The 25,961-nt window shown below is 34.8% G+C and carries 17 protein-coding genes; 5 read left to right on the forward strand and 12 right to left on the reverse strand.

Features of this window, described 5'->3' with window-relative positions; all coding sequences use genetic code 11:
• Positions 1 to 222 precede the first annotated feature (222 nt).
• The gene (locus OLM54_RS07590; RefSeq protein ID WP_264537989.1) at positions 223 to 3,855 is read right to left on the reverse strand and encodes a DUF4450 domain-containing protein; all 3,633 of its coding nucleotides are present in this window, start codon (positions 3,853 to 3,855) and stop codon (positions 223 to 225) included.
• A 389-nt stretch (positions 3,856 to 4,244) separates the two neighbouring features.
• Between OLM54_RS07590 and OLM54_RS07595 the strand changes: the two genes are divergently transcribed.
• Positions 4,245 to 5,723, forward strand: coding sequence for a rhamnogalacturonan acetylesterase (locus OLM54_RS07595; protein ID WP_264537990.1), 1,479 nt, complete (start codon positions 4,245 to 4,247; stop codon positions 5,721 to 5,723).
• A 170-nt stretch (positions 5,724 to 5,893) separates the two neighbouring features.
• Here OLM54_RS07595 and OLM54_RS07600 read toward each other — a convergent pair whose 3' ends face one another.
• From OLM54_RS07600 to OLM54_RS07630, 7 genes are all read right to left on the reverse strand, one after another.
• Positions 5,894 to 6,070: a histone H1 gene (locus OLM54_RS07600; RefSeq protein WP_042566514.1), complete on the reverse strand. Its 177-nt coding sequence runs from the start codon at positions 6,068 to 6,070 to the stop codon at positions 5,894 to 5,896.
• 287 nt (positions 6,071 to 6,357) lie between these two features.
• A complete protein-coding gene (locus tag OLM54_RS07605; protein ID WP_264537991.1) occupies positions 6,358 to 7,686 on the reverse strand; it encodes a glycoside hydrolase family 28 protein in 1,329 nt (442 codons plus the stop codon).
• Between the two features lie 137 nt (positions 7,687 to 7,823).
• Positions 7,824 to 9,107 (reverse strand): DUF4861 domain-containing protein, encoded by a 1,284-nt coding sequence (locus OLM54_RS07610; RefSeq protein ID WP_264537992.1) that lies wholly within the window; start codon positions 9,105 to 9,107, stop codon positions 7,824 to 7,826.
• A 49-nt stretch (positions 9,108 to 9,156) separates the two neighbouring features.
• Complete coding sequence (locus OLM54_RS07615) at positions 9,157 to 10,227, reverse strand: glycoside hydrolase family protein (RefSeq protein WP_264537993.1); 1,071 nt, start codon at positions 10,225 to 10,227, stop codon at positions 9,157 to 9,159.
• A gap of 121 nt (positions 10,228 to 10,348) precedes the next feature.
• Positions 10,349 to 11,881: a sialate O-acetylesterase gene (locus OLM54_RS07620; protein ID WP_264537994.1), complete on the reverse strand. Its 1,533-nt coding sequence runs from the start codon at positions 11,879 to 11,881 to the stop codon at positions 10,349 to 10,351.
• A gap of 168 nt (positions 11,882 to 12,049) precedes the next feature.
• Positions 12,050 to 13,585, reverse strand: coding sequence for a RagB/SusD family nutrient uptake outer membrane protein (locus tag OLM54_RS07625; RefSeq protein ID WP_264537995.1), 1,536 nt, complete (start codon positions 13,583 to 13,585; stop codon positions 12,050 to 12,052).
• 6 nt (positions 13,586 to 13,591) lie between these two features.
• Positions 13,592 to 16,735, reverse strand: a complete 3,144-nt coding sequence (locus tag OLM54_RS07630) for a SusC/RagA family TonB-linked outer membrane protein (protein ID WP_264537996.1) — start codon at positions 16,733 to 16,735, stop codon at positions 13,592 to 13,594.
• A gap of 358 nt (positions 16,736 to 17,093) precedes the next feature.
• Between OLM54_RS07630 and OLM54_RS07635 the strand changes: the two genes are divergently transcribed.
• Complete coding sequence (locus OLM54_RS07635) at positions 17,094 to 19,895, forward strand: glycosyl hydrolase (RefSeq protein WP_264537997.1); 2,802 nt, start codon at positions 17,094 to 17,096, stop codon at positions 19,893 to 19,895.
• A gap of 15 nt (positions 19,896 to 19,910) precedes the next feature.
• The gene (locus OLM54_RS07640) at positions 19,911 to 21,035 is read left to right on the forward strand and encodes a glycoside hydrolase family 88 protein (RefSeq protein WP_264537998.1); all 1,125 of its coding nucleotides are present in this window, start codon (positions 19,911 to 19,913) and stop codon (positions 21,033 to 21,035) included.
• Positions 21,036 to 21,110: 75 nt separating this feature from the next.
• On the opposite strand, the gene OLM54_RS07645 is transcribed toward OLM54_RS07640, so the two are convergent.
• A complete protein-coding gene (locus tag OLM54_RS07645) occupies positions 21,111 to 21,563 on the reverse strand; it encodes a hypothetical protein (protein ID WP_264537999.1) in 453 nt (150 codons plus the stop codon).
• 426 nt (positions 21,564 to 21,989) lie between these two features.
• Here OLM54_RS07645 and OLM54_RS07650 point away from each other — a divergent pair, with 426 nt between their 5' ends.
• Both OLM54_RS07650 and xth read left to right on the forward strand, forming a co-directional pair.
• A complete protein-coding gene (locus OLM54_RS07650) occupies positions 21,990 to 22,208 on the forward strand; it encodes a hypothetical protein (protein WP_264538000.1) in 219 nt (72 codons plus the stop codon).
• A gap of 36 nt (positions 22,209 to 22,244) precedes the next feature.
• On the forward strand, positions 22,245 to 23,018 hold the full coding sequence (gene xth, locus OLM54_RS07655; RefSeq protein WP_264538001.1) for an exodeoxyribonuclease III: 774 nt from the start codon (positions 22,245 to 22,247) through the stop codon (positions 23,016 to 23,018).
• 10 nt (positions 23,019 to 23,028) lie between these two features.
• Here xth and OLM54_RS07660 read toward each other — a convergent pair whose 3' ends face one another.
• From OLM54_RS07660 to OLM54_RS07670, 3 genes are all read right to left on the reverse strand, one after another.
• Complete coding sequence (locus OLM54_RS07660) at positions 23,029 to 23,412, reverse strand: response regulator (protein WP_264538002.1); 384 nt, start codon at positions 23,410 to 23,412, stop codon at positions 23,029 to 23,031.
• Between the two features lie 159 nt (positions 23,413 to 23,571).
• Positions 23,572 to 24,210, reverse strand: a complete 639-nt coding sequence (locus OLM54_RS07665; protein ID WP_264538003.1) for a ferritin-like domain-containing protein — start codon at positions 24,208 to 24,210, stop codon at positions 23,572 to 23,574.
• A gap of 115 nt (positions 24,211 to 24,325) precedes the next feature.
• Positions 24,326 to 25,957, reverse strand: coding sequence for a sensor histidine kinase (locus OLM54_RS07670; protein ID WP_264538004.1), 1,632 nt, complete (start codon positions 25,955 to 25,957; stop codon positions 24,326 to 24,328).
• Positions 25,958 to 25,961: the final 4 nt, after the last annotated feature.

Genomic DNA, 25,961 nt, shown 5'->3' on the forward strand with positions numbered 1-25,961 from the left:
TCAGGTTTTAGTTTTAGTATTCAGTCACAGTATTCTGTTTACAGTTGCTTTGCGGTTATATTTTAATTTATGTAGTCCCTACGGGACAATTATGCTGGGTAAATACTTTTTTCTACCAACATTTAGCTCCTAAAGGAGCATTTTTAAGCATTATTTAATTTTCTAATTGGCACATTTTCTAATTGACATATTTTCTCATTGACATATTTTCTCATTAACACATTATCTCATTAAAGTGACACTCATCAAACCAATAACAACATCATTTGCAATCGTCTTCAAAGTCAAACTCTTTAAATTTTTATTTTTATCCAAAGGCAAATCTAAAATCGTCGCAACGCCGCCATCAACTCCGTAATTTGAGAATCCTTTTATGGTTTTAAAAGCTGTAAAATCTCTTGAAATCTCTCCCGATTTTAGATACACTCTTGGTGGTTTTGGTGCATCGGTTGTAAAAGCTAAACCATCGATGAAATAATCCTGTTCTATTGGCCACCAGTTTTCGGGGTTTTTTAGAAGTAGAATTTCCGAAGTTCCGTCTGTATAATTTACTGTAATTTCTCCGTTTGTGATTCTGCTTTGCATTGGGTTTGTAGTTCCTGCCATCATAAAATAAGCGTGAGAAGCTTTCCCGTTAAGCGGAATATCTATACTTTGCGGAAAATTATCCCACATTGATGTGAAGATGATATTTTTCTGATTTTCATCTGAAGGTGTTGCAAACTCAATTCCTTCCGGCGTTGTAAAGTGGTTGTTTGTTTTGGCTTTTTCGCGTAATCCTTTGTCATCGATATTAACCGAAACATTTGGATAACACCAATTTCCAATTCCTTGTTTTGGGAGTTGTAACGTCGTGGTTTTAGGTCTTGGTGACAAATATTCGGTATTAAAAATATCGGTTACTTTTGAATTAAAAACCGACGAAAGCGAAATTGTTTCCAGTTTATTTTTACCATTTAATGGAATATCCCAATCTGTAATTGTTATTAATTCTGATTTTGAATCTGTTTTAAAAGTCAGTTTATTTGTTCCGGGAACTAAATCATGAAACGGAATCTGAATCGTTTTTTCTTCATTTATATCCAGATTTAGATTTTGCTGATTTCCTTTTTCTGAGCCTGAAATTAAAGTGCCATCGATTCTGTTTACCGTATTATTTTTAATAGAAATTTCTACATTATTATTTTTGGAAGACTTTATTTTGGTTTCAATTTTCGGTTTGAAATTAACTTCTACAGGTTCCCACCAAAAAAATTCTCCTTGTTTTAATTTTACAAAAAACACTTTATTTCCTTCTCCGTTTACTGTTGAATGAAGCATTTTTTCTTCTTTCGAAATCTCGCCTAAAATAGATTGCGGATCATAAACAGAAATAATCTTAGATTTAAAAATAAGCATATTAAGATTTTCTCCCGAAGTATAGAACGGTTTTGCATGCATTTGTTCGATAGTTCCTCCTCTCCAATTTACAACTATATCATATTTTTTATCATACGTTGTTTCTATGCTAATTTTTGGATTTCCAATGCTTTGAGAAATATTTCTATACTTTGCTATTTTACCATTTATCGTAATACTTTGTATGTTTTCGAAAGGTGCATTTAAAACCAAATTGAGGTTCATTTGGGTTGGAAAACGATTCTCGATATGATAAATCTCTTTTTTATTTTCTCTTTTGAACGAAAAAGAAATATCCGGAATCTCTAAGGAAGCGTTATCCCATTTTGCAGGAAAACCGGGTTCTATTTTTAAAACTTTTGCCAAAGCATCAGGCTGAATCCCAAAAAGACCTTCGACCAAAGTTCGTGACGCCATACCAATTGGATCGGCAAAATCGCGATACAATTCGCCACGTATCGCATCCTGATACAAAAGCTGCTCGAAACCTCCCGGTGAAGCGCCTAAATACATGCTTTCTATCAATACACTTTCCCACATTTTAAAGGCTTTTTCAGATTGTCCGCCTTGCCAAAAAGCCAGCGAAGTATGCAATTGTTCTGCCAGAGCCACATTATTTACAGACCATGTATAAGGCTGCCAGTTGGTTGTACTGATTACATACAAATCTTTTTTATCAAGTCCTTCTGCCGAAATCGGGATATGCGGAATTTGTTTGTCTACATAATTCAGCATTTGATAACTCTCAAAAGGGTTTGATAATTGGGAGTCAATCGTATGGTAAATACTCCAGATTCCGGGCGCATCGTGCAACAATCTATTTCCTAATGCATCTTTATATTCGGCAAAAATTCCTTTTTTTGAAAGCCAAAGCTGATCGTTTGAGGCTTTTAAGATTTTATCGGCTTCTTTAGAAAATGGCTGTACATCTTTGTTTATAATTTTTGCCACATCTGCAACCGTTTTATTGGCATAATAATTATACGCCGAAGAATGTATGACGCCGCCACCGCTGTATTGCAAAGCATCACTTGCCCAAATTGACGCGTAGGAATCGTAAAGTCCGTTATTATCTGCATCGAAGTTTCTTTTTTCCCAATTCAAATGTCTTTGAATTGTGGGCCACATTTCTTTCATAAAAGCAACATCGCCCGTCCATTTAAAATGGCGTAACATCTGGTCGAAAAACACCAAATTCATATCATAATGATGCGCTACAGTATTTTTATTTGGACTTCGGCTAATGTAACCGCTGCTAAACATCGAGGTTCCCATTTCTTCTTTTTGACGTGCAAGGTTTTTTTCTTCATCAAATACAACCGGACCACTTTCCGGCGTTGTAACCTGCGATTTGCTGTAACTTGTAAAATGTGTTTTTGCCCTGTCGTGCCATCCTAACGGATCTGCCGTATAAGCACCTCGCCACGCATTGAGGTACATTCTCCAGGCAATCGCTCCGTGAAGATAAGCGGGGCTTTCCCAAATACCATCGGCTGCAATTGCAAGCGCAGAACCCAGTGTATTTATGTATGGATCAGGAGTTTCGACCTTTACTCTGTTTGCCAGAGTTTGTGTTTCCTGAACGGATTTTTCGTAAAGTTCTGCTATTGATTTTTGAGTGTAATTTTCTTTAGAATCTTCTGCTAAAAACAACCAATATTTTGCTTTTTCATCGATTGCATTTGTTTTTCCCGAAATAACTGGCAAAGATTCTGTATTTGAATTAAATAATTCTAAAGGTGTTTTTTGATTATTGGCATTGGCTATATTTGTTTTGGACTCAGGAAAAAAGCCTGATACATTTTTATTATTTCCGGTTTTTTCTTTGTTGCTTTCTGAACCGTATTCTAATAAAAAAGAGTCGTTTTTTAAAGTGTATTTATTATTGGTACAATATTGCGGCTGTAAATAAAAAACCGATTCGGGATCTGCACCAATATCACCATCACGACTAAACTTTTTGCCTGTTGCACCGCCAAATACCCAAATTAAACTGGTATTTTTTGATGTATTATTACCGGAAACTTTTACAATAAAACCTTCTTTTTCTTTTAAGGCAACAACATCTATAAACCATTTTCCGTTTCCTAAAATCGGATCTTCAATGGTATATTTCATTATTCCTGAAACATATTTTGTGCTTATTTTTGAAGCTTCCGTAATCCATTTGCTCTCGGTTTCGTTCGCTAAACCTAATTTAAAATTTCCTCCCATTCCGGGCATGTACATGGCGAATTCCGGTAAATCTCCGGTTTCGACTCTAAAACCTGTATTTGAACCATAAAGTGCTCTGTTGAATTTTCGTGTACCGTTTTTTAGAATAAAACTATTTTCTTCAGGCGCGTAATGTATTTTGCGTATCGCTGGTTTTTCCTGACCAAATACAATCGCTGAACATAATAAAAATGTACAAACGTGAATTAGAAAATAATGTGTTTTTACTTGTATAAATTTCATGCACAAATGGGATTACTTTTTAGTATTAATCATCAAACAAATGGAAGATATTTGATAATTTAACTGCAATTTCTTTGTTTTTTTATGGTTTAGCATCCTGTACCTACCTGATTTTTGTAATTTAATAATTTATAATTCCATAATATTTTAACATCATAGTACAGGATAGTATATAAAAATGGAACTATTAGTTTTGAAAAGGTGTTTCAGGTTTCAGGTTTCAGGTTTCAGGTTTCAGGTTTCAGGTTTCAGGTTTCAGGTTTCAGGTTTCAGGTTTCAGGTTTCAGGTTTCGCCATTAGCTTTGTCAAAGTTTTACAACTTCGACAAAGCTTGATATGCATTATCTAATTTTCTAATTGACAAATTATCTAATTCTCTAATTCACTCTATGAATTCATTAAAACCACTTCTCACTTTCTGTTGGGCTTTCTTATTTTTCAACTTTTCGATTGCGCAAAACTCCAAACCAACTGTTTTTACGGTGGGAGATTCTACTGTAAAAAATGGTAAGGGCGACGGATCTGGCGGACTTTGGGGTTGGGGAGATTTTATTGGGCAGTTTTTGGATACTACAAAAGTTTCTGTCGAAAATCATGCGTTGGGCGGCACGAGCAGCAGAACTTTTCAGGATAAAGGTTTATGGACTGCTGTTTTGAACAAACTTAAAAAAGGAGATTATGTTTTAATTCAGTTTGGACATAATGATGACGGGCCAATAAACGATAGTCTTCGCGCTCGCGGAACGATAAAAGGTATTGGTAATGAAACGCAGGAAATCGATAATATCCTGACTAAAAAACATGAAATAGTTCATAGTTACGGCTGGTATATTGAGAAAATTGTCCGCGAAGCAAAATTAAAAGGAGCGATTCCGATTATTTGTTCTCCGATTCCGAGAAATGACTGGAAAAACGGAAAAGTGCCACGCAACGATACTTCATACGGATTATGGGCGAAGCAAATTGCAAATAAAGAGAAGGTCACTTTTATTGATTTGAATAATAAAATGGCTCTTGAAATGGAAAAATTGGGTGAAACGAATGTAACGGGAACGTATTTCTATAAAAAAGATCATACGCATACTTCTGCAAAAGGCGCTGTGCTTTCGGCTTCGGTGATTATTAGTGAAGTGAGAGAAAGCAAAAATTCGCTCAAAAAATATGTTTTAAAAGATCCGAAAATTGTGCTTCCGTCAAAGAAAAAAGTCTTTTTAGTGGGAGATTCTACAATGGCGAATAATAAAGATGAAAATGCTGTTGGCTGGGGTGTCACTTTTCCTATGTTTTGCGATACGACTAAAATTGAGGTAATTAACAAAGCCAGAGGCGGGAGAAGTACGAGAACTTTTGATCATGAAGGTCTTTGGGAGGAAGTTAAAAACCAATTACAACCCGGAAATTTTGTCCTGATTCAGTTTGGTCATAACGACGCCGGAGCTGTTGATAAGGAAAAATTCAGAGGTTCATTGAAAGGTAACGGAGATGAAATTCAAGAGGTTAAACTGTCCGACGGATCTAAAGAAACTGTTCATACTTTTGGCTGGTATATGAACAAATTTATCCGCGAAGCCAAAGAAAAAGGCGCGATTGTAATTGTGCTGAGTCAGACGCCAAGAAACGAATGGACAAACGACAAGGTTGAAAGAAGAACGGATACGTACGGAAAATGGTCTAAAGAAGCTGCTGAAAAAGAAGGCGTTTTTTATATTGATTTGAATGAAATTGTGGCATTAAAATATGAAGCTTTAGGAAAAGAAAAAGTAAAGGCGTTTTTCCCAAAAGATCATACGCATACGGGTTTTGAAGGTGCAAAACTAAACGCACAAACCGTAGCTGAAAGTATTAAAAAACTAGGAGTTCAATTGTGAATTGTGAATTGTGAGTTGTGAATTGTGAGTTATGGGTTAACTTCTAACTTCTAACATTTAACTTCTAACATTTAACATCTAACTTCTAACATTTAACATCTAACTTCTAACACAAAAAAAACCTCATCTAATTGCTTAAACGAGGTTTTATCTTTTTCATTCAAAAAAGATTATTTTTTTGATTCTTCGATAGAAACTTTTCTGAATTCTTTTAAAAGTTTTTCAATTTCTAAAGTCGCTTTACGAGCTCTAGGTCCAGCAGCTTTAACTCCTTTTTCAGTTAATGATTCAGCCTCTGCTTTGAATGTGTCGATTTCGGCGTTGATTTTTACTAATAGATCTTTCATGCTTATACTTGTTAAATTAAGGCGCAAAAATAAAAGTTTGCTTGATAGATAACGCAAGTTTAGTGTTAAAATTATCACTCTTTTTACCCCGAAAGTTAATATTTCATTAACCGATCTTCTTCATCATTCATTATCAAACCATTACAGAAATAACTTTTTTTATTTTTTTTTACGTTATCACTTAATAATCACGGGATAATAACAATTTTCAGACATTTTTTGTATTACAAAATCAACACTTAAAGACTTTACAACTGTAAACTCTTACAACTTTGTGGTTCTGCAACTTACTCTGTTAATTGTTTGTTTATATAGACATTTTTAAAGGTTACTCCGTTTATTAAGCTTTTATCTATATTGGTTTTGGTGGTTTCTATATTTAAATTTTCAAAAGTAAAATTTGACAAACGTACATTCGGGTCATTTTCAACTCCGTAAAAAGTATCACATTTCAACTCTATATTTTTCAAAGTGATATTGTCTCCGTAAGAAAGCGGAATATCAGGACGTCCTTTTAGATCAAAAAACTGTTTCCACGCAAATACAGCAAGTCCTGTTTTGGCTTCTCCTTTAATATCTTCGACTCTAATATATTCATATCGCTGTGGTGTATCGGGACGCATTTTAAGCCATAATAATCGTGATGCTCCATCTATTTTGCAGTTGCGCATAATGACATTTCTGTTATGGATGGATTCACTTCCGTTTGTTAAGGATGAATGACAAAAACCGAAATTACAGTCTTCTATGATAATATTGGCGTTTGGTCCGTTGTTTTTGTCCTGATCTGCATATGGGCCTTTTCCTCCTTTTAGGGCAATCGCATCATCGTTTACTGACATATAACAGCCTTTTACTAAAAAATTGGTGCAAATATCTATATCAATCGCATCTGTACTTGGTGCTTTTACGCCAATATGTGGGGAGAAAATGTACAAATCGAGCATTTTTACATTGTTGCATTTATAAAAATGGTTTGTCCAAAAACCTGAATTTATCAGTTTTACATCTTGTAATTGCACGTTGTTCGAATTCCACACAAAAATTAATCTTGGTCTAGAAACTTCGAGGTTGGTACATTTTGGGTTTTCTTTTCGTCTTTGCCAGAATGCTTCCCAATATTTTTTACCGTTTCCGTTGATGGTTCCTTTTCCGGAAATCGAAAAATGATCGACTCCGTAAGCATTTACCAAAGCCGGAAAATAATCCAGATTTTGTCCTTCCATTCGTGATGGCATAATTGGAAAATCGGCAATATTATCTGATCCTTTTAAAACTCCGCCTTCTGAAACGTATAAAGCTGTTTTTGGTTTAAAAAATAAGGCACCGCTTAAATAAACACCTTTGGGAATTACAATTACGCCGCCGCCATTTGCAGCAGCTTTATCGATTACTTTTTGGATGGCGACGGTTTGAATTTTAGTGCTGTCTTTGCTTACGCCAAAATCTGTAATGATATATTGTTTGCCTAAATCTTTTAATTGGAGTTTCGTATAATCTTTAAACCAGTCTGAAATTGGTGATCCGTCCGGGAAAGTGTCGTTTTTGTAGTTTTGAGATATTAGCACTTGCGTGAAAGCGAAAATGCATATTATCGAGGTTAGAATGTTTTTCATTTTTGGTTGGTGTTAGTGAGGTTGGTATTTGTCTTTGCGAGGAACGAAGCAATCACATTTGCTGAGTCACACTTTATGGTTTTGTTAGTGAGGTTGCTTCGTTCCTCGCAATGACGTGGTTTGTGGTTATTTTGTGCTTACTTTACCTCAACTTTAATTTTTGCTGAAAGCTGCTTCGCAATATTCGTCACGTAATTGGTAAAATAAGGGGAATCTTTAAAGTTTTTATCAGCGCTTAATTCCCATCCGGCAATTGGGTAATAACTAATTTGCTGTTTGTTTTTTACGTTTAATTTTATAAGATATGAATCTGTTAATTGTCCGGTTTTTGGTGCTTCGATATAGCCTTTATAGACATTTTTCGGAATTATTATAGCTGTTCCTAAAATCCATTGGCGTTCGTAGGTTAATTTATCGTGCTGAATAAAACATACAAAATCGCCTGAGTCAATTACTTGCAATGGGTTCTGGTTGTTTAGGTTAGAAAGTGCAATCAATAACATTTCGTTTCCTTTTAATCCGTTTAGAGATACGGTATTTTTATAACCGTACATTCCCGGCCAGATCGAAGCGGTTTCTTGTGCCTGATATTCGTTTCCGTCTATTTTCCAGTTATGGTAATTATAGCTTAAAACGGAGTTTACCGGACCTTCACTGACGATTTTGAACGTCGTTTTTTCGATATTATTTACGGTATCGCTGGCGATAATTCCGAGTCTGTTGATTTTATTGTCTTTCAATAAGGCAAAACCGCCTAATCCGGCAGAATTTCCAACAGGAAAAATATCTCTTCCCCAATCGTACATTACGTGATAATTATCTTCAACGGCGCCTTTGCTGTTTATACCCACATCTTCGGGCGTGATTCCGGGTATTTTTTTCCCGAAAACATCTTTAGAATTTCTTCCGTCTAAATAATGTCTAAAACCAACTTTATCATTTTCCCAGCTTGGTCCGTCGGTTTGATATTTTTGATAGCCTAATTTTTTATGTACCTGATTTGCCATTAAAACTTCTTGCGTGTCCGGATGAACCGGTTTGTCTTTGGCTTCTCTTTTTCCGAATCGAACGCTTGTTTTCATTGGAAATTTAGGATCTTTTTTTGACCATTTTAAGGCTAACGTTTTGGTTTCATTTGGAGAAAAATCGGCAACTAAAAATAATTCATCCCATTTTCCATCTCCGTCAAGGTCATTTACCTGCGCCGGAATTGTATCTGTTTTATAAATTAAAATTGGATATTGACTGGCTTCGTCTTTAATCGAAAGCTGATTTCTTTTTATTGAAATTGCTTTTTGAGACAGTTCTAATTTGGAAGAATTCTTTAAAACAATTTTGTTTCCGGTTGCTTTTTGCTGTGCATTTATATTTGCAAAAACCATTGCTGTTACTGCAATTGACAGATAGAATTTAGTTTTCATTTTTTTTGTTTTTTTTATGCTGTTTGTTTTTTGTAACAATTTAATCATTTTATACTATTCTAAAAATAAAAGCCGACGCAGTTTCGTATTTTCCTCCCTGAGATGCAGTAAATAAATAGGTGGCTTTTCCGTTTTGAAACAATAACTGCGGTCGTTCGGCACGTCCATATCTATTTAAATGTTTTGGTGCTTCGGGCTGTTTTATATATTTATCCAATGGCTGATATGCAATTGAAGGTTCGTTCCAATAAATACCGTCGTCAGAATCCATATAAAGCCCGTGATCGATTCCGAAAACGCCCATATCTCGGGCTAACATTTTAAATTTCTTGTTTTCGTACCACACAAAAGCGTCTTCGCATTGCTGGTTATTTCCCAGTTTAGAAAAATCAATTAATGGATTATTTTTATGTTTAATGTATGGTCCTTCAAGCGATTTTGAAATTGCCAATCCGTATTTTCTGTTTCCTTTTATGGGGAATTTTGGATGTACATAATTTTCTGTATCCAACGATTTATAATACAGCCAATATTCTCCGTTTGGATGTTTTAAAAAGGATGGATTTGTGGTTAAAAGATCATCCCATTCTCCTTTTTCTCCGGGTAATAATAAGGGTTTGTCGGGTCTTTTCCACGGACCGTAAAGTGAATCAGAAGTTGCTAAACCAATTCGTTTGGTGTCCATTTTTCCGTTGGAATTTCCCATAAAAAACAGGGCATATTTTCCATCCACAAAATGAATACTTGGATTATGACAGGTTGTTGCATCCCAAAATCCTTCGCCACGCGGTGCCAAAATAGTACTTATATATTCGTACGGTCCTTCGGGTTTATCGGCAACGGCGTGTGCAATTTCTGAAGAATTAATCCAGCCGCTCATTCCTTTTGATTTTTTCCATCTTGAAAAAAAAACATGAATTTTGCCATCAGGTCCTTCAATTGGACTGTTGCACCAAACATAATAATCTTCAAATTCAAGCGCACGACCAACGGGACGAAGTTTTTTTTCAAAATCTGAAAGCTTTGGTTCGTCTAAAAAATCTATGGCTTTCGCCGAAAACGGAAGACATAAAGCTAATAATGCAAGTGAATTTCCAACTATAAATTTTCTTCTGTTCATTTTTTAATTTCAGATTTTAGATTTTAGATTCATTATGTTGATTTTTTTCACGCAGATTTGGCAGATTAAGCAGATTTTTTTTATTTTTTAATCTTTTAATCTTTTTAATCTGTGGCTATATTTATTTTTTCTCTGTTTTATCAATCCAATCATCTGTTCTGAAAGGTGATGCGGGCAGGTTTTCAGTATTGAATAAATTGGGTTCCGGTACGGCTTTCCATGCAAAACGAACGGCTGCGGGATTTTTTACTTTTGAAGAGGAAACTACTATTGTTTTTCCTTCAATTTTGGCATTGGCAGGATAAAAAATCTGATCGTCTCCGGCAATTTCAAATTCTTTCAGCGTTTCTCCGTCTTTCTTCAAACCTGATTCGGCATAATCAAAAAACAATTGTGCTTTTTGATTTTTAATTTTCATGTGATTGTAAATGGGTCCTGAATACACTAATTTATTTTCGTTATACGTTTTGGCTCTTGCCAATAAAGCAAGGCGATGCCCAACGGTTTGTTTGTCTATTGGGTGAATATTGTTTGCGTCGCCAACATCTGTTGTAACAACCATTCCGCTATTGGTTATGGTTTTTAAGGACATTAATTGTGCTTCCCGAATGTCTGCATTTTGTCCTTTGTGAGGTGCAATTTGTACATAATAAAAAGGGAAATCACCTTGTTTCCAATCGTCTCTCCAATTTTTTACCATTGCCGGAAATAGTGTTCGGTACAAATTTGCTTGTCCGGAATTGCTTTCGCCCTGATACCAGATTACGCCTTTCATGGTGTAATTTATTAAAGGATAAAGCATCGCATTATACAAAACATAGGAGGTTTTATTGGCTTCTTTCTTTGGCTTTTTTATTTCTGATTTTGCTGCATTTGCCGCGCTTGCGATTCGTTCATTTATTAAGGCTAAATAATAGGCTTCTAGTTTTTCCTGATATATTTTTTCGTTTTTGGCATCTTGCTGCAATATTGGCAAAAAAGAAACATCGCTTTCTAAAACATTTTGAGATGTCCACGCTTCTGCTTTTGTACCGCCCCACGAACTCGAAATTAATCCGATTGGGACGTTTAATTTTTGATATAATTCTCTCCCGAAAAAATAAGCTACTGCCGAAAATGTATTGATACTTTCGGGCGAACATTTTTTCCATGAACCAATTACATCGTCAAGTGGCTTTGGTGATGCATTTGTTAAAACGGTAAACAATCTGATGTTTGGGTAGGAAGCATTTTTAACTTCTTCCTGATAGTTTTTAACTCCGGTTTTCCAGGTTCCTTCTTCTTTTCCTACAGGAAAATACATGTTTGATTGTCCGGAACAAATCCAGACTTCACCAATTAAAATATTATTGAGTATAATTTTATTGGTTGCGGTAATGGTTATTGTATATGTTTTTTCGCTTCCTGTTGGCGTATCAAGAGTTGTTTTCCATGTTCCGTCGGGATTTGCAACGGTTTCAATTGTGGTAGTTAACCATTCTGGATGAATGCTTATTTTTTCGTTTGGAGACGCCCATCCCCATACATTGACTTTTGCGTTTTGCTGTAAAACCATATTATCGCTTACCAATGCAGGCAATTTAACCTGAGCGGTAAGGGAAATTTTCACAAACAAAACAACTAAAAACAAGGGCAACTTTTTTAAGTAAATCATTGGCGTTGAAGTATTAAGTCCTGAACTTTAAATTTAAAATAGTTAAGTCCGAAAAGCATCCTGTGCTTTCCTGTTTCTTTTGAATTGGAAAATGCAAAAAAGCTGTCAAAAAAAGACAGCTTTTTCAAAAAAAACAAAATATAAAAAAAGATTGGGGGCAAAGTTTTTTTAGTCGTAACCAATATTTTGATCATAAAGTCCCGGAACTGCCAGTATTTCCTGTAACGGAATTGGATAAATCAAGGCGTTATTATCTATAGTTCTAATTTTTCCATCGGTATCTTCAACGGCTTTCCAGGCGTTCATTGTTTCAACTGCTTTTCCAGATCTGATTAGATCAAACCATCTTGTTCCTTCTGAGAAAAATTCTTTTCTTCTTTCGGCAAATAATTGATCTAAAGTAATATTTGCAGCATCTGGAGTTATTCCGGCTCTTGTTCTTACTTTATTTACAATGTCATCAACATCGGCCTGCGAGCCTCCGCCTCCGTGAAGTGTACATTCTGCCATCATCATTAATACATCTGTGTAGCGTATTACCATAAAATCTACGCCCCAGTCTTCACGACCGTTTCCGTATCTTGTTGGGTCTATATATTTTTTGAAAACCGGAAGTGTGTAACTTCCTTTATATGTTCCTGTTGCTACTGTATAACTTGTTGCAATACCAAAAGTTTTTCTAAGATCTGTTGCAGCAAACTTATTTACAAGGTCTGTCGATACGGGTTTTGCTTCTAAAGATCCTTGTGCCGATAAATTAACTGAGGCAAAATAAGGTTCGTAGCCTACTTCTACCATAAAATTGCCTCCAACAGAGCTTGGAAGACTTTGTGTATATGGAATCGTTAATACGTTTTCTTTATTTGTCAGTCCTTCAATTTTAAAAATATTCGCATAATCAGTACCAAAAGTATATAGTCCGCTTAGTTTGATATCGTTTAATTGCTGATAGGCTTTATCCCATTCGTTTAAGCCAAGTGTAGCGCCGTCAATTCCGTAAGTTGGGCTTGAGCGTGTCATATAAACAAGACCTAATAATGCTTTTGCTCCATATTTTGAAACTCTTCCGTAGTTTGCAGCATCGTATGCAGGAAGAAGATCCGGAATAGCTTGTTCAAGGTCGGAGATAATAAAATCGTAAACATCTTTAACGGGTGTTCTTTTAACATTTGCTACTTCTGCAGCTGTCATTGTTCTGTCGATTAACGGTACTCTTCCAAACCATCTGATTAAATCAAAGTAGCAAAATGCTCTAAGAAAACGAGCTTCGGCAACCATTGAAGTTTTATCGGCAGGATTTGTAAAAATAAGGTCTCCTTTTTCGGATAGTTTTTCGAGCAATTGATTTGCTTTATAAATCGCATTGTAATTACTTGTGTATGCTTCTTTTACATAGGTATTGGTGCTGATATTGGTATAAAAGCTGTTGATTCCCTCCCATTCTCTTGATGCTGTTGTGGTTGCATACAAATTATCTGATCTGGTTTCGCTTAAATTTAAAACTCTGTTGGCATAACCATACGTTCCCGCACCATGAAAGGCAACGGAATAGGTAGCATTTCTTGCCTGAACAAAATCAGACTGTGTAAGATAAAAATTCTCTATTGTTCGTTGTGAAAGTGGCAATTGAGTCAATTCATCTTCGCAGCATGTAAAGGCAAATAATGCCAAAACGCCTGCAGCTAAAGAGATATATTTTTTCATTTTATTTTAATTAAAATTAATGTTAAGACCTATAACAAGTGACTTTGCAAGTGGAGCGCCTCCGTAATCTACCGGCACAGAAAAATCACTATTAGAACTTGCCGAAGTATTTACAGCTTCGGGATTGTAACCTACCTTATATTTATTCCAGTAGAACCAGTTTTCTCCTGTAATGTAAAGTCTTGCATTGTCAATTCTTTTTACGCCTTTTAATGCCTGTCTCAAATTATAACCAATTGAAATACTTCTGATACTTACATAATCTGATTTATACAACCAATCTGAGTTTGCCTGATATCCAAAAGAAGTTCTCCAGTTTCCTCTTGTGGCAGGATCTACATCTAATGAATTTTCTACAGATCCCATTCCGGTACGGTCAATCGCTCTTCCTGTTAATCCGTAAACTGTTCCTCCGTTTTGACCCTGTACTAAAACGCTTAAATCAATATCTTTATATTTAAAATTATTGGTGATTCCCCACGTGTATTTTGGAGTAGGATTTCCTAAATCTACACGATCTTCTGAGTTTATTTTTTTGTCTCCGTTTTGATCAATATATCTTGGATCTCCTAAAACGAGTTTATTTCCCCCAATAGTAGTTCCGCCTTTATCAATATCAGCCTGACTTACAACGCCATTTTGCTGTAATCCGAAGATGGTATACATGGGTTTGCCAACTTCTAATTTTATAAACGGAACGCCTCCATCATAAGCATTACTAATTTCAATTTTAGACTGACCTGTTCCTAATGCCAAAACTTTATTTTCGTTATGACTGATATTTGCTGATGTTCTCCACTCGAAATTATTTGTTTTAACGTTTATGGAATTCAATTCAAATTCCCATCCTTTGTTTTCAACTTCTCCAATATTGGTTAAATAATTTTGAAATCCACTTGCGGCAAGAACCGGAACGCGCAATAATAATTCGCTGTTATTTTTTTTGTACACCTCAAATGTTCCTGTAATTCTGTTTTGAAGAAATCCGAAATCTACACCATAATCAATACTTTTTGATTCTTCCCAGTGCAAGTCAGGATTTGGTATTGTAGATGCTCCAAGTCCGCCGGCAGATGCACCGCCAATAGAATAATTAAATTGTCCCAAAAGTGCATACGGACCGTAAGAAGCAATGTTATTACTTCCGTTTGTACCTGCACTGGCTCTTAATTTTAAATCACTTAGCCAATTTACTTCTTTCAAAAATTCTTCTTGTTTTACTCTCCATCCTAACGAAAGTGAAGAGAATACGCCCCAACGTCTGTCAGTTCCAAATTTTGATGAACCGTCGCGTCTAACACTCGCTGCTAAAATGTATTTTTCTTTATAATTGTATTGCAATCTTGCAAAATAAGAAAGCAATGTATTTTTTTCGGCAGTTGTTGAACCTAATGATCCGGTTGGTAAAGTTTCGATACCGGTATCCTGATAAAGCGCTCCCGATGAAAGTGACGATTTTGTAATTTCATATTTATTAAAAGACTGTCCTAAAAGCACATTAAAATGATGATCTCCTAATGACAAATCGTAATTTAAAGTATTTTCATTTACTAAATTTTGTCTTCTGTACGTGTTATAAGCTCCTCTAATACTTGCAATAACATCGTTTGGCGTGTAACTTTCGTTAACGTTATCTGCGTTATCAAAATTAATTGTGCTTTTAAATGTTAATCCTTTAACAAATTCATAGCTCGCATAAGTAGAAATTAAAGTTCTGTTCATTGAATTTTTCCCTGTTCTGGCTAACGCATTCAACATATTGGTTGTACTGCTTCCCCATGCATACCTTGTGGTGTATTTTTCTCCGGCAGCATTTGATGTGCTTTCAAAAACAGGAGTTGCTGTTAAAGCTTTAAATAATGTATTATCTTTTCCTTCAACACCCGGATCATTTTTTACAGAATAAGAAGGCGCTAAATTGATTCCCATCTTGAATTTTTCTGATAATTTAACATCAACATTTGCTCTTGCAGAAAACAAAGTATAATCAGTTCCTACAATATATCCTGTATTTTTTTGATAATTGGCAGACACATAATAGTTAACCGTTTCTGTAGCTCCCGAAGCTGATAATTGATAATTGCTAAATTCTCCTGTACGGAAAACTTTATCCTGCCAATCGATATAATCCAGTCCCGGATGTCCCGGCATATCCCATCTGTCATCATACAAATAGGTAAAATATCTTGAATTTGCAGTTGTAAGCGGCGCTGTTGGATTTACTGCATTATAAGCCGCAATACGCTGCGCCGTATTTTGATTGGCAGATGCACCTGCAATTCCAGATCCAACCCATTGCGCATCAATCATGGTTTTAGCTCTTCCAATCCATTGTTCTGCCGATAACATATCAACTCTGTTGGCTTCTTTATTAACTCCTCCGTAAGTATTAAAAGTGAATGTTGGTTTCCCTAATTTTCCTTTTTTTGTTGTAATAAGAACTACTCCGTTTGATGCTCTTGATCCATAAATTGCAGCTGCTGCCGCATCTTTTAAAACTTCAATCGAAGCTACATCATTTGGGTTCATATTATCCAGCGGACTACCGTTTGAAAATCCTCCGTTTACATTTGATCCTTCGGTATTAATTGGAAATCCGTCTACTACATACAACGGTTCGTTTCCTGCCGTGATAGAACCTGCTCCACGAATTTCGATACTAAAAGGCTGTCCCGGTAAACCTGTAGTTTGTTTTACACGAACTCCGGCAACCTGCCCAATTAAACCCTGATCGATTCTTGAAATAGGTCTTTCAGTAAAATTTTCTGTTTTAATTCCCGAAATTGCTCCTGTGGTTAATTTTTTCTTTTGAGTTCCGTACCCAATAACTACAACTTCATTTAAGTTAGAACTTTCTGTTTCTAAAGTAACATTGTAGGTATTTGAAGCACCAACTTTTAGTTCTTTTGTCACAAATCCGATAAAAGAAAAAACAAGCGTTTCTCCTTCAGATACCTTGACACTGTACTTTCCATCAAAATCTGTACTGGAAGCTCTATTGGTTCCCTTAACAAATACATTTACTCCCGGTATCGATAGTTTCGCCGGATCAGTAACTGCTCCTGAAACTACTTTTTCTTGCGCATAACCCGTAGAATGGAATAATCCAAACAGAGCTATAATCAGCAAAAGTTTAATGTTATTTTTCATAAAAAGTTTGGTTTGGTTAATTAATTAGTTAAACCAAATTTATTTAGAACCAAACCCCACACCATCCTGTAGTATCCTGTTAAATATCAATATCTTATATTTTTACTTAACCTTTTTTTAACTAAAACCCAATATAAGTGACTGATTTACAATGCGAAAAATATAAATATCATATTAAAAATTTTATTGAATTATTTTTTCACTATACATATTTTTATAGTCTTTATAATAAGAAAATGTAAAAATATTAACCAATTTTAAGATTATTTAATATTTTAAAAACAGGACGCTACAGGATAGCAATTTCAGGAAGGACTTTTACTTTTACTATAACATACCAACCTTTTGACTATTTAAAATGAGACGAATCAAAACCGGTTTCTTTATTATATTTTGTGCTTTATATGCTTGCTGTGCTTTTGCGCAAAAAGAAGCCGTTTCTCCATGGCCAAAATCAATTAACATCAATCAGCCGTGGGCACGTTGGTGGTGGATGGGAAGTGCTGTAGACAAACCGAACTTAAAGAAAAGCCTTTTAGATTTTCATAATGCCGGAATTGGCGGTGTAGAAATTACGCCTATCTATGGCGTAAAAGGTGAAGAAAATAATTTTATTGATTATCTGTCTCCTAAATGGCTGGAAATGTTAGATTATACGATTCATGTTTCAGACAGTCTTAATATGCAGGTTGATATGGTTTTAGGAACGGGCTGGCCTTACGGCGGTTCTCATGTTACTTTGCCAAATGCAGCGACCAAGTTGATTGTAGAAAAATACCAGCTTAAAAAAAATGAAACAATCGACAAAAACATAGCGGTTGACAGTAATAAAGAAAAAATCCCTGCCGAACTTTTATATGTTGTGGCTTACGGAAATGACGGAACATTTGTAAACTTAACAGATCAGGTAAAAAATAAAAATATCAAATTAAATGATAAAGGAATTGAGGGAAATCATATCTCAATTCCAAATCAATTAGAGGCAAATAAATTAAAATGGAAGGCTCAAAAAGCAGATTATACTATTTATGCCGTTTTTAGCGGAAAAACCGGGCAACAGGTAAAAAGAGCCGCTCCGGGCGGAAGCGGATATACACTGGATCATTATTCTGAAAAAGCTTTAAATGCTTATGTCGTTCCTTTTAATACTGCTTTTAAAGGCAGGGAAGGTAAAATTAGAGCTATTTTTAATGATAGTTATGAGGTTTACGGAACTGATTTTACGCCTGACTTTTTTGAAGAATTTAAAAACCTGAGAGGTTACGATCTGAAAAAAGAAATGCCGCTTTTGCTGAATGAAACCGATAATGAAATTGGAAATCGAATAAGAAGTGATTACAAACAAACGATTGCCGATTTATTGCTGAATAAATTTGACAAACCCTGGACGGCGTGGGCAAATTCTAAAAACTTTAAAACTAAACTTCAGGCGCATGGTTCTCCCGGAAACCTGATTGATTTGTACGCTTCTGCGGATATTCCGGAATGCGAAACTTTTGGTTCTATGCCTTTTGATATTCCGGGTTTACGACGTGAGAAAGAAGATATTCGTGAAGGCGATGCTGATCCTGTTATGCTGAAATTTTCATCATCGGCAGCACATATTTCCGGAAAGAATCTGGTTTCATCAGAAACTTTTACCTGGTTACGCGAGCATTTTAAAACAGCTTTATCGCAATGCAAACCAGAAGTTGAAGATTTGATGCTAAATGGCGTAAATCATGTTTTTCTTCATGGTTCAACTTATTCGCCAACAAGAGCAGTTTGGCCGGGCTGGCAATTTTATGCTTCGGTAAATTTTAATGCCAATAATAGTATTTGGGAAGATGCTCCTGCCCTTTTCTCTTATATTGCAAACTGTCAATCGTTATTGCAACAAGGAAAACCAGACAATGAAATTTTGCTTTACTGGCCTATTTTTGATACTTGGGGTGAATACCAAAAAGGTAATTTATTCTTTCAGTTTAAAATACATTCTTTATCAGAATGGCTATATGGAACTTCATTTTATGATACCACCAAAAACCTGATGAAGAAAGGATATGGAGTTGATTTTATATCGGATAATTTTCTTGCTCAGGCAAAAGTAATCGACGGAAAAATTAGTTTAGGCAATGTAACTTTCAAATCCTTAATTATTCCTTCGTGCAAAAAAATGCCGCTTGCTACTTTACAAAAAATCATATCGTTACAAAAAAACGGTGCCACTATTATTTTTGAAGGATTGCCGGAATCTGTTCCGGGTTTTAATAATTATAAACAACAGGAAGAAGAACTTAAATCTATTTTAAATGCAAATAGTGAGTTGGTAAAACCGGTATCGGATATTTTTAAAGCCTTAGAAAACAAACAAATATATCCGGAAACACTTGTAAATACAGGTTTAAAATATATTAGAAGAAATATTGACGGAGAAAAAACTTATTATTTGGTAAACCACACTCCAAAAACCATTGATGAATTTATTCCGATAGAAATTGGCAATAAAGAAGTTATTATACTTGATCCTTTAACCAGAGAATCAGGAAATGCAATTGTAAAAAAATCAGCTAATAAAACTCTTGTAAAAATCAAAATAGAACCGGGACAATCTTATTTTTTAAAAACAGAAAATACGGCTTCACAAAAAAAATGGGTTTATTATGAATCAGGTTCTGAATCAATTCTGTTAAAAGGAAACTGGCAACTTACTTTTGATAAAGGCGGACCAAAATTACCGTCCAATGCGACGATTTCTACTTTAGAATCATGGACAAAACTAAGCCCGGAAGCAGTAGCTTTTTCAGGTTCTGCAACGTATACTTTGCAATTTGAAAATCCAAACAGTAAAATAATAAATTGGAGTTTAAATCTGGGAGATGTTCGCGAAAGTGCCAAAGTATGGGTTAATGATGAATTTGTTGGAACCGCATGGTCTGTTCCGTATAAACTGAATATCAAAAACTTAAAAAATGGCAAAAACACTTTAAAAATTCAGGTTACTAATCTTTCTGCAAACAGAATTCGGGATAAAGAATTAAAAGGTGAAGAATGGAAAATCTTTTACGAAATAAATATGGTGGACAAAGATTATAAAAAATTTGATGCCACAAAATGGAATCCGATGCCTTCAGGATTATTAGGACCAATTAGTATTACACCATTAAAACAACAAAATTAATTTAACCAAATTAAAATGAGAAAATTACTTTTATGCTTCATGATATACTTTTTGTATGCAAGTACAACAAGCGCACAACAGCCATTTGATAAAAAATTAGTGCTAAAACAAATGATATTGGCCAATGATTATTTCATGCAAAAATGGCCGGAAACAGGCAAAACGATCATTACTAATAAAGAACGCCCAAGCAATATATGGACACGCGGTGTTTATTATGAAGGATTAATGGCTTTGCATGAAATTTTCCCGAAAGAGGCCTATTATGATTATGCTTTTTCATGGTCTGAATTTCATAAATGGGGATTTAATGGCGGAAATACGACTCGTAATGCCGACAATTATTGCGCAGCTCAAACCTATATTGACTTATACAATTTAGAACCGGACGCCAAAAAATTAAAAAATACAATTGCGAATACGAATATGCTTTTAAACACGCCGCAACTGGATGACTGGTCGTGGATTGACGCTATACAAATGGGAATGCCGGTTTTTGCTAAAATGGGGGTTTTAGAAAAAGACAATCGTTATTTTGAAAAAATGTATGAAATGTATATGTACACCAGAAACAAACATGGCGATCATGGTTTATTTAACACAAAAGATGGTTTATGGTGGCGTGATGCCGATTTTGATCCTCCATATAAAGAACCAAATGGAGAAGATTGTTACTGGAGCCGAGGTAATGGCTGGGTAATTGCTGCACTTGCAAAAGTGCTTACTATAATTCCTGAAAATGCACCGCACAGGGAACAATATATAAAAGATTTAAAATTAATGGCTGCTGCTCTGGTTCCTATTCAAAGAGCGGACGGATTTTGGAATGCAAGTTTGCACGATCCAACTAATTATGGCGGAAAAGAACTTTCAGGAACAGCATTGTTTGTTTATGGAATGGCTTACGGCATTAACAGCGGAATTTTAAAAAAAGAGACTTATTTGCCTGTTATTCAAAAAGCATGGAATGCCATGACAACTGAAAGTTTACAATCTAACGGGTTTTTAGGGTATCTGCAATCAACAGGAAAAGAACCTAAAGACGGACAACCGGTAACAATAGATAAGATTCCGGATTTTGAAGATTATGGATTAGGCTGTTTTTTACTGGCTGGTTCAGAAATTTATAAAATGAAATAAATAAAAAACCAGGATATTCAGATAATATCCTGGTTTTTATTTTGAATCAATAAATAACTTAAAAAAAAAACATCGTCAAACGGCTGATATTATTAGCCTTTTTAATGATGTATACGATTGATTTTTCTGTGTGTGAAAATCAGAAAAAACAGTTTCAGAGACTTGCTGTCTAAATCCCAGCGTACTTTTAAAACCAGATCTCAAATCGGTCATGATTTCCTTTCTGGTTTTAGAACCATCTAGTAAAATCAAATCATTAAAATCTTCTAAAAAGGTTAAACCTGTGTATAAATTTTTATTAAATATGCACACTAAAATATTGGTTCCTTTTTTATATAGTTTTAAAAATTCTATCAATTCAAACTTATTGTATACCACAAAAACCACCTTGTCAAAACTTTCTATTTTATCTTCACTTTCATCCAAAGTTCCATTATCAGTAAATTCAAATTCATGACTGAACTTTCTTTTAAACATTTTTATGAAAACTTTTTTATTATCACATACTAAAATATTTTTCTTTCCCATTTGTATATTTTTTTACTATTTTTCAATAAAAAAACTGAATTAAATAAGGCTTATGGTTTGGTAGTTTTAGATTTTTGAAATGAAGCAATCGCAGGTATTACATCTTGATAACTTTAATTACATTTCTCTCTACGAATGCGATTAATTCGTTTATATTTCTATTCTCATCAAATTTATTCGATATAGATATAATATGCTGATCATCATCTTTAATATATAAAAAGAAAAAATCTTTTGTTAAAACTGCTTTTTCAATTTGACTCCATTTATGAGCAAATGCTCCCTGGACTGGTCTATTTATTGATTCTGAATTTAAATCTTAATTTTTATTTGTGTAAATTACATAACAAATCCCGATTTTTTTATAAGAGATTTTATTTGCAACGATCGTAATTTTAGACTTCTAATTAATTAAAAATTAATATCATGGAAAATATTATTACTTATAACGAATTACAAAAATGTCCGTATCACAGTCAGCACAAACATGCCAACCAATACAACAGTGATCGTGAAGATGCCAATACCGGAGATTGGGATGACGAACGTGATGATGCGCGCACAGATAAAGAAGGTTATAACACAGACAAAAACGACAATACAGGAGGTTCCGGAAGTTCTGGAAGCGCCGCTACAAACAGCTAAATTGGTGAAGAAAAAATTACTTTTATCTGATGCCAAATGAAAATAGCTACTTATAACGTAAACGGTGTTAACGGGCGTTTGCCTGTTTTGTTGCGATGGCTTGAAGAAGCTGCTCCTGACATTGTTTGCCTGCAGGAATTAAAGGCGCCTCAGGATAAATTTCCTGAAAAGGCAATTAACGATGCGGGCTACAAAGCTATTTGGCATGGGCAGAAACAATGGAATGGCGTAGCTATTTTGTCCCGCAATATGAACATAGAGGAAATTACTCATATTTTGCCCGGAGACGAATCTGATATGCATAGCCGTTATATTGAAGCGTTGATTGACGGAATTGTGATTGCATGCCTGTACCTGCCAAACGGAAATCCCGCTCCGGGACCTAAACTGGAGTATAAACTCAAGTGGTTTCAAAGATTAGCAGAACGTTCTGCAATACTTCTTACCTTAAAAACACCTGTAATTCTTGTTGGCGATTTTAATGTAATGCCTACTGAACTTGATGTTTATAAACCGGAACGCTGGATTGATGATGCTCTTTTCAGACCTGAGGTTCGAGAGGCTTTCTTCAATATTATTTCTCAGGGATGGACGGATGCCATTCGTACTTTGTATCCTAATAAGGTAATTTACACTTTTTGGGATTATTTTAGAAATGCCTACAGCCGTAACGCCGGACTTCGTATTGACCATTTTTTACTGAGTCCGCAAATAGCAAAAAAACTACATTCGGGTGCAGTTGATACTCACGTTCGCGGATGGGAAAAATCAAGCGATCATGCACCGGTATGGATCAAAATTGATAAATAAGCTGTTGCTGTTATTTGCTGAAAATTTCTGTAAGCAACGTTATTAAATCCTGATAATTTGTGGGTTTGGTAACATAATGCTCTATTTTAAAGGGTTTGGTTAATTCCTGCATAATTTCTTTTGTATGTGAAGAATATAAAACAATAGGAACCTGCTGCATAATTTCTGAACTTTTAATCTGCTCTAATAATTCAAAATGATTTACGCCAGGCATATTAAGATCCATAAAAATTAAATCGGGTACAATTTTACTATTCTCCAGCGCTTCAATTACTTTCGCGCGCTTGGTTGCGGCATAACATACTTTTTTTTCAAGTATAGACTCTATCGCTTCGGTAAGTATTTCAACATCTTCAAGATCATCATCAATTAATAAAATATTCTGGTACAACATAATGGGTTTGTATGATATAATTACTTGTTATATCTATTATATACGAATCATGGATTGGTGTGGTTTTAGAAAACAGGTCTTATATTATAAAAAAACCTGTATCATAAATAATACAGGTTTTTTTCAATATTAAAACTAATTTTTAATATAAAAATTCAATTATTCCTGATCCTGATCTTCTTCGTTAGCATCAAAATTAATTGTGTTGTAAGCAGCTTCTGTAAGCAAGATATCTGCTTCTTTTTCTTCTGCTAAAGTTTTCTCTAAAAGCAATACTGCGTCATCTTCTCCTAAAGTTGTTGCAAATGCGACTAATGTACCATAAGTAGCAATTTCATAATGCTCAATTTTTTGAGAGGCTGCAATGATTCCGGCATCACGTACGGCACCAACTTCGGTTTCTTCCATAATACCTTCTCCTTCTTTAATCAGTCCTTCCATAGCGTCGCATTTTTTGGCTACGGCTTTTTCACCCACAAGCGAAAACACTTTTTCAAGTCGTGCAACTTGTTCTTGTGTTACAGCTAAATGGTCGTTGATTGCAGAAATTAAATTTTCTGATGTTGCATTTTTTGCCATTTTTGGCAATGCTTTAGTCAAAGCTTTTTCTGCCCAATAGATATCTTTAAGAGAATCTACAAATAAATCTCTAAGACCTTCTGCCGCAGATGGTTTTGCTTTTACTGTTCCGTTAGAAGTGCTTTTAGATGCACTTGTTTTTGATGCAGTTGTTTTCGTTTTAGTATCAGCTGCGCTTTTACTTTTTGCAGTAGTTGTGTTTTTTGTCGCTGTTTTCATGATTTATATTTTTTAAAGTATAATTCAAATCTACAACTCTTGGTAATGAATGTTTTACAGGATATTTTTAATTAATTATAGTATTTCAATATAAAAGTATTGATATGTCTAAATTTTAATGCTTGGGAAGAAATATCCAAAATGTTGTTCCCTGATCTGGCTGGCTTGTAAAATTAATAAAGCCATTATGGTTCTCCACAATTCGTCTGCATAAAGCAAGTCCAATACCGTTTCCTCCAAATTGATCGCGCTCGTGAAGTCGTTGGAACATATCAAAGATTCGTCCTGAATATTGACTGTCCATACCAATACCATTATCTGTAATAGATATAATATGAAATTTTTCCGGAGAAAGGGTTTTATCAGTAAAACCAATAGTGTCCGGATATTTATCTGTTAAAGAAATAATTACAGAGGGTTCTGTTGTAGTAAATTTTAAGGCATTGCTTATCAAATTATAAAATAACTGGCGAAGCTGAGTATCGAGTCCCAAAACCTGAGGTAATGAATTTACCTGTATTTGGGCATTCTTCTCCTCGATTACCATGCTTAAATCGCCTAATGCTTCTTCGATAATATCGTTTAGATTGACTTCTGTAAATTGCGAAACCCTGTTATCAATTCTGGAATAATTCAAAACATCTGATATTAAATTAGACAATCTGCCCGCTGCAAGGGTTATTTTATCAAAATAATATTCTTTTTTTTGTTCTTCGGATAAGTGATTTCCTGCTCGTGAAAGCATTATCATGATTTTGCGAAGTGGTTCCTGCAAATCATGACTGGCAACAAAGGCAAATTGTTGAAGCTCTTTGTTTTTAAAAACTAATTTTGAGTTGGCTGTTTCCAGTTCACGCTGAATTTCTTTTAGTTCAGAATTGTCTTTTAGCGCTTCTACAACCTTTTTTTGTGCATTTATATCAACAAAATAAACAAGCCAGCTATTAAATGTATCATCTTCTGATTTATTTGGAATAATCGAAATAAGATGCCAAACATATTCTGTTCCTTTTTTAATTCGGGTTTCGCCTATAAAATCCGAACGGCTTTTTTTAGCTTTATTCCATCCTTCTGAAATAGTATCTAAATCATCGGGGTGAACAAAGGCGCTCATGTTTTTTTTATCAAATACGGTTAATGTTGTCTGCAAATAATCATTTAATGATTCATTGGCAAGCAATACATTATTACGCTCATTTACAATACAAATTAAAACCGGAATTGTATTGGCCAATTGCCTGTACCTGTTTTCACTTTCGCCAAGTTTTTCAGATAATGCTATTAGCTCTATATTTTTCTTTCTGATCTCATCATAAGGAGATAAAGGCGGTTCGTATTTGAAGTAATCAACAAGACTTTTTATTTTTACATCTGATAAAAGTCCTGGTGCTAATACGGGCTGACTTAGTTTTGTAATAAACTGATTACCTGAATAGCTATATTCAATGTTTCCGGAAATTTTTGCTGCATATTTAAAAGCCTCAGGGCTGCATTTTTGCAAATCGACAGCATCTGTAAGTATGGCCAATATTTCTTTCTGGTTGGCTCTGATAATGTTAATTCCTAAAACCAGTACAGAGTTTTTACCATTTGCAATAGAACATCTTGCAACTTCTGATACAGCTGTAGAGAATCTTGTTTGCGCAGAAGATGGCATGCCGCACATTTCGGCAATTTTCATAGAGCGCTTATGAGCCAATATCAGGTCCATTTCATTATCAAGATTAATCTTTACAATTTCCTTCATAGCG

The sequence above is a fragment of the Flavobacterium sp. N1736 genome, from assembly GCF_025947065.1.
GTDB lineage: Bacteria > Bacteroidota > Bacteroidia > Flavobacteriales > Flavobacteriaceae > Flavobacterium.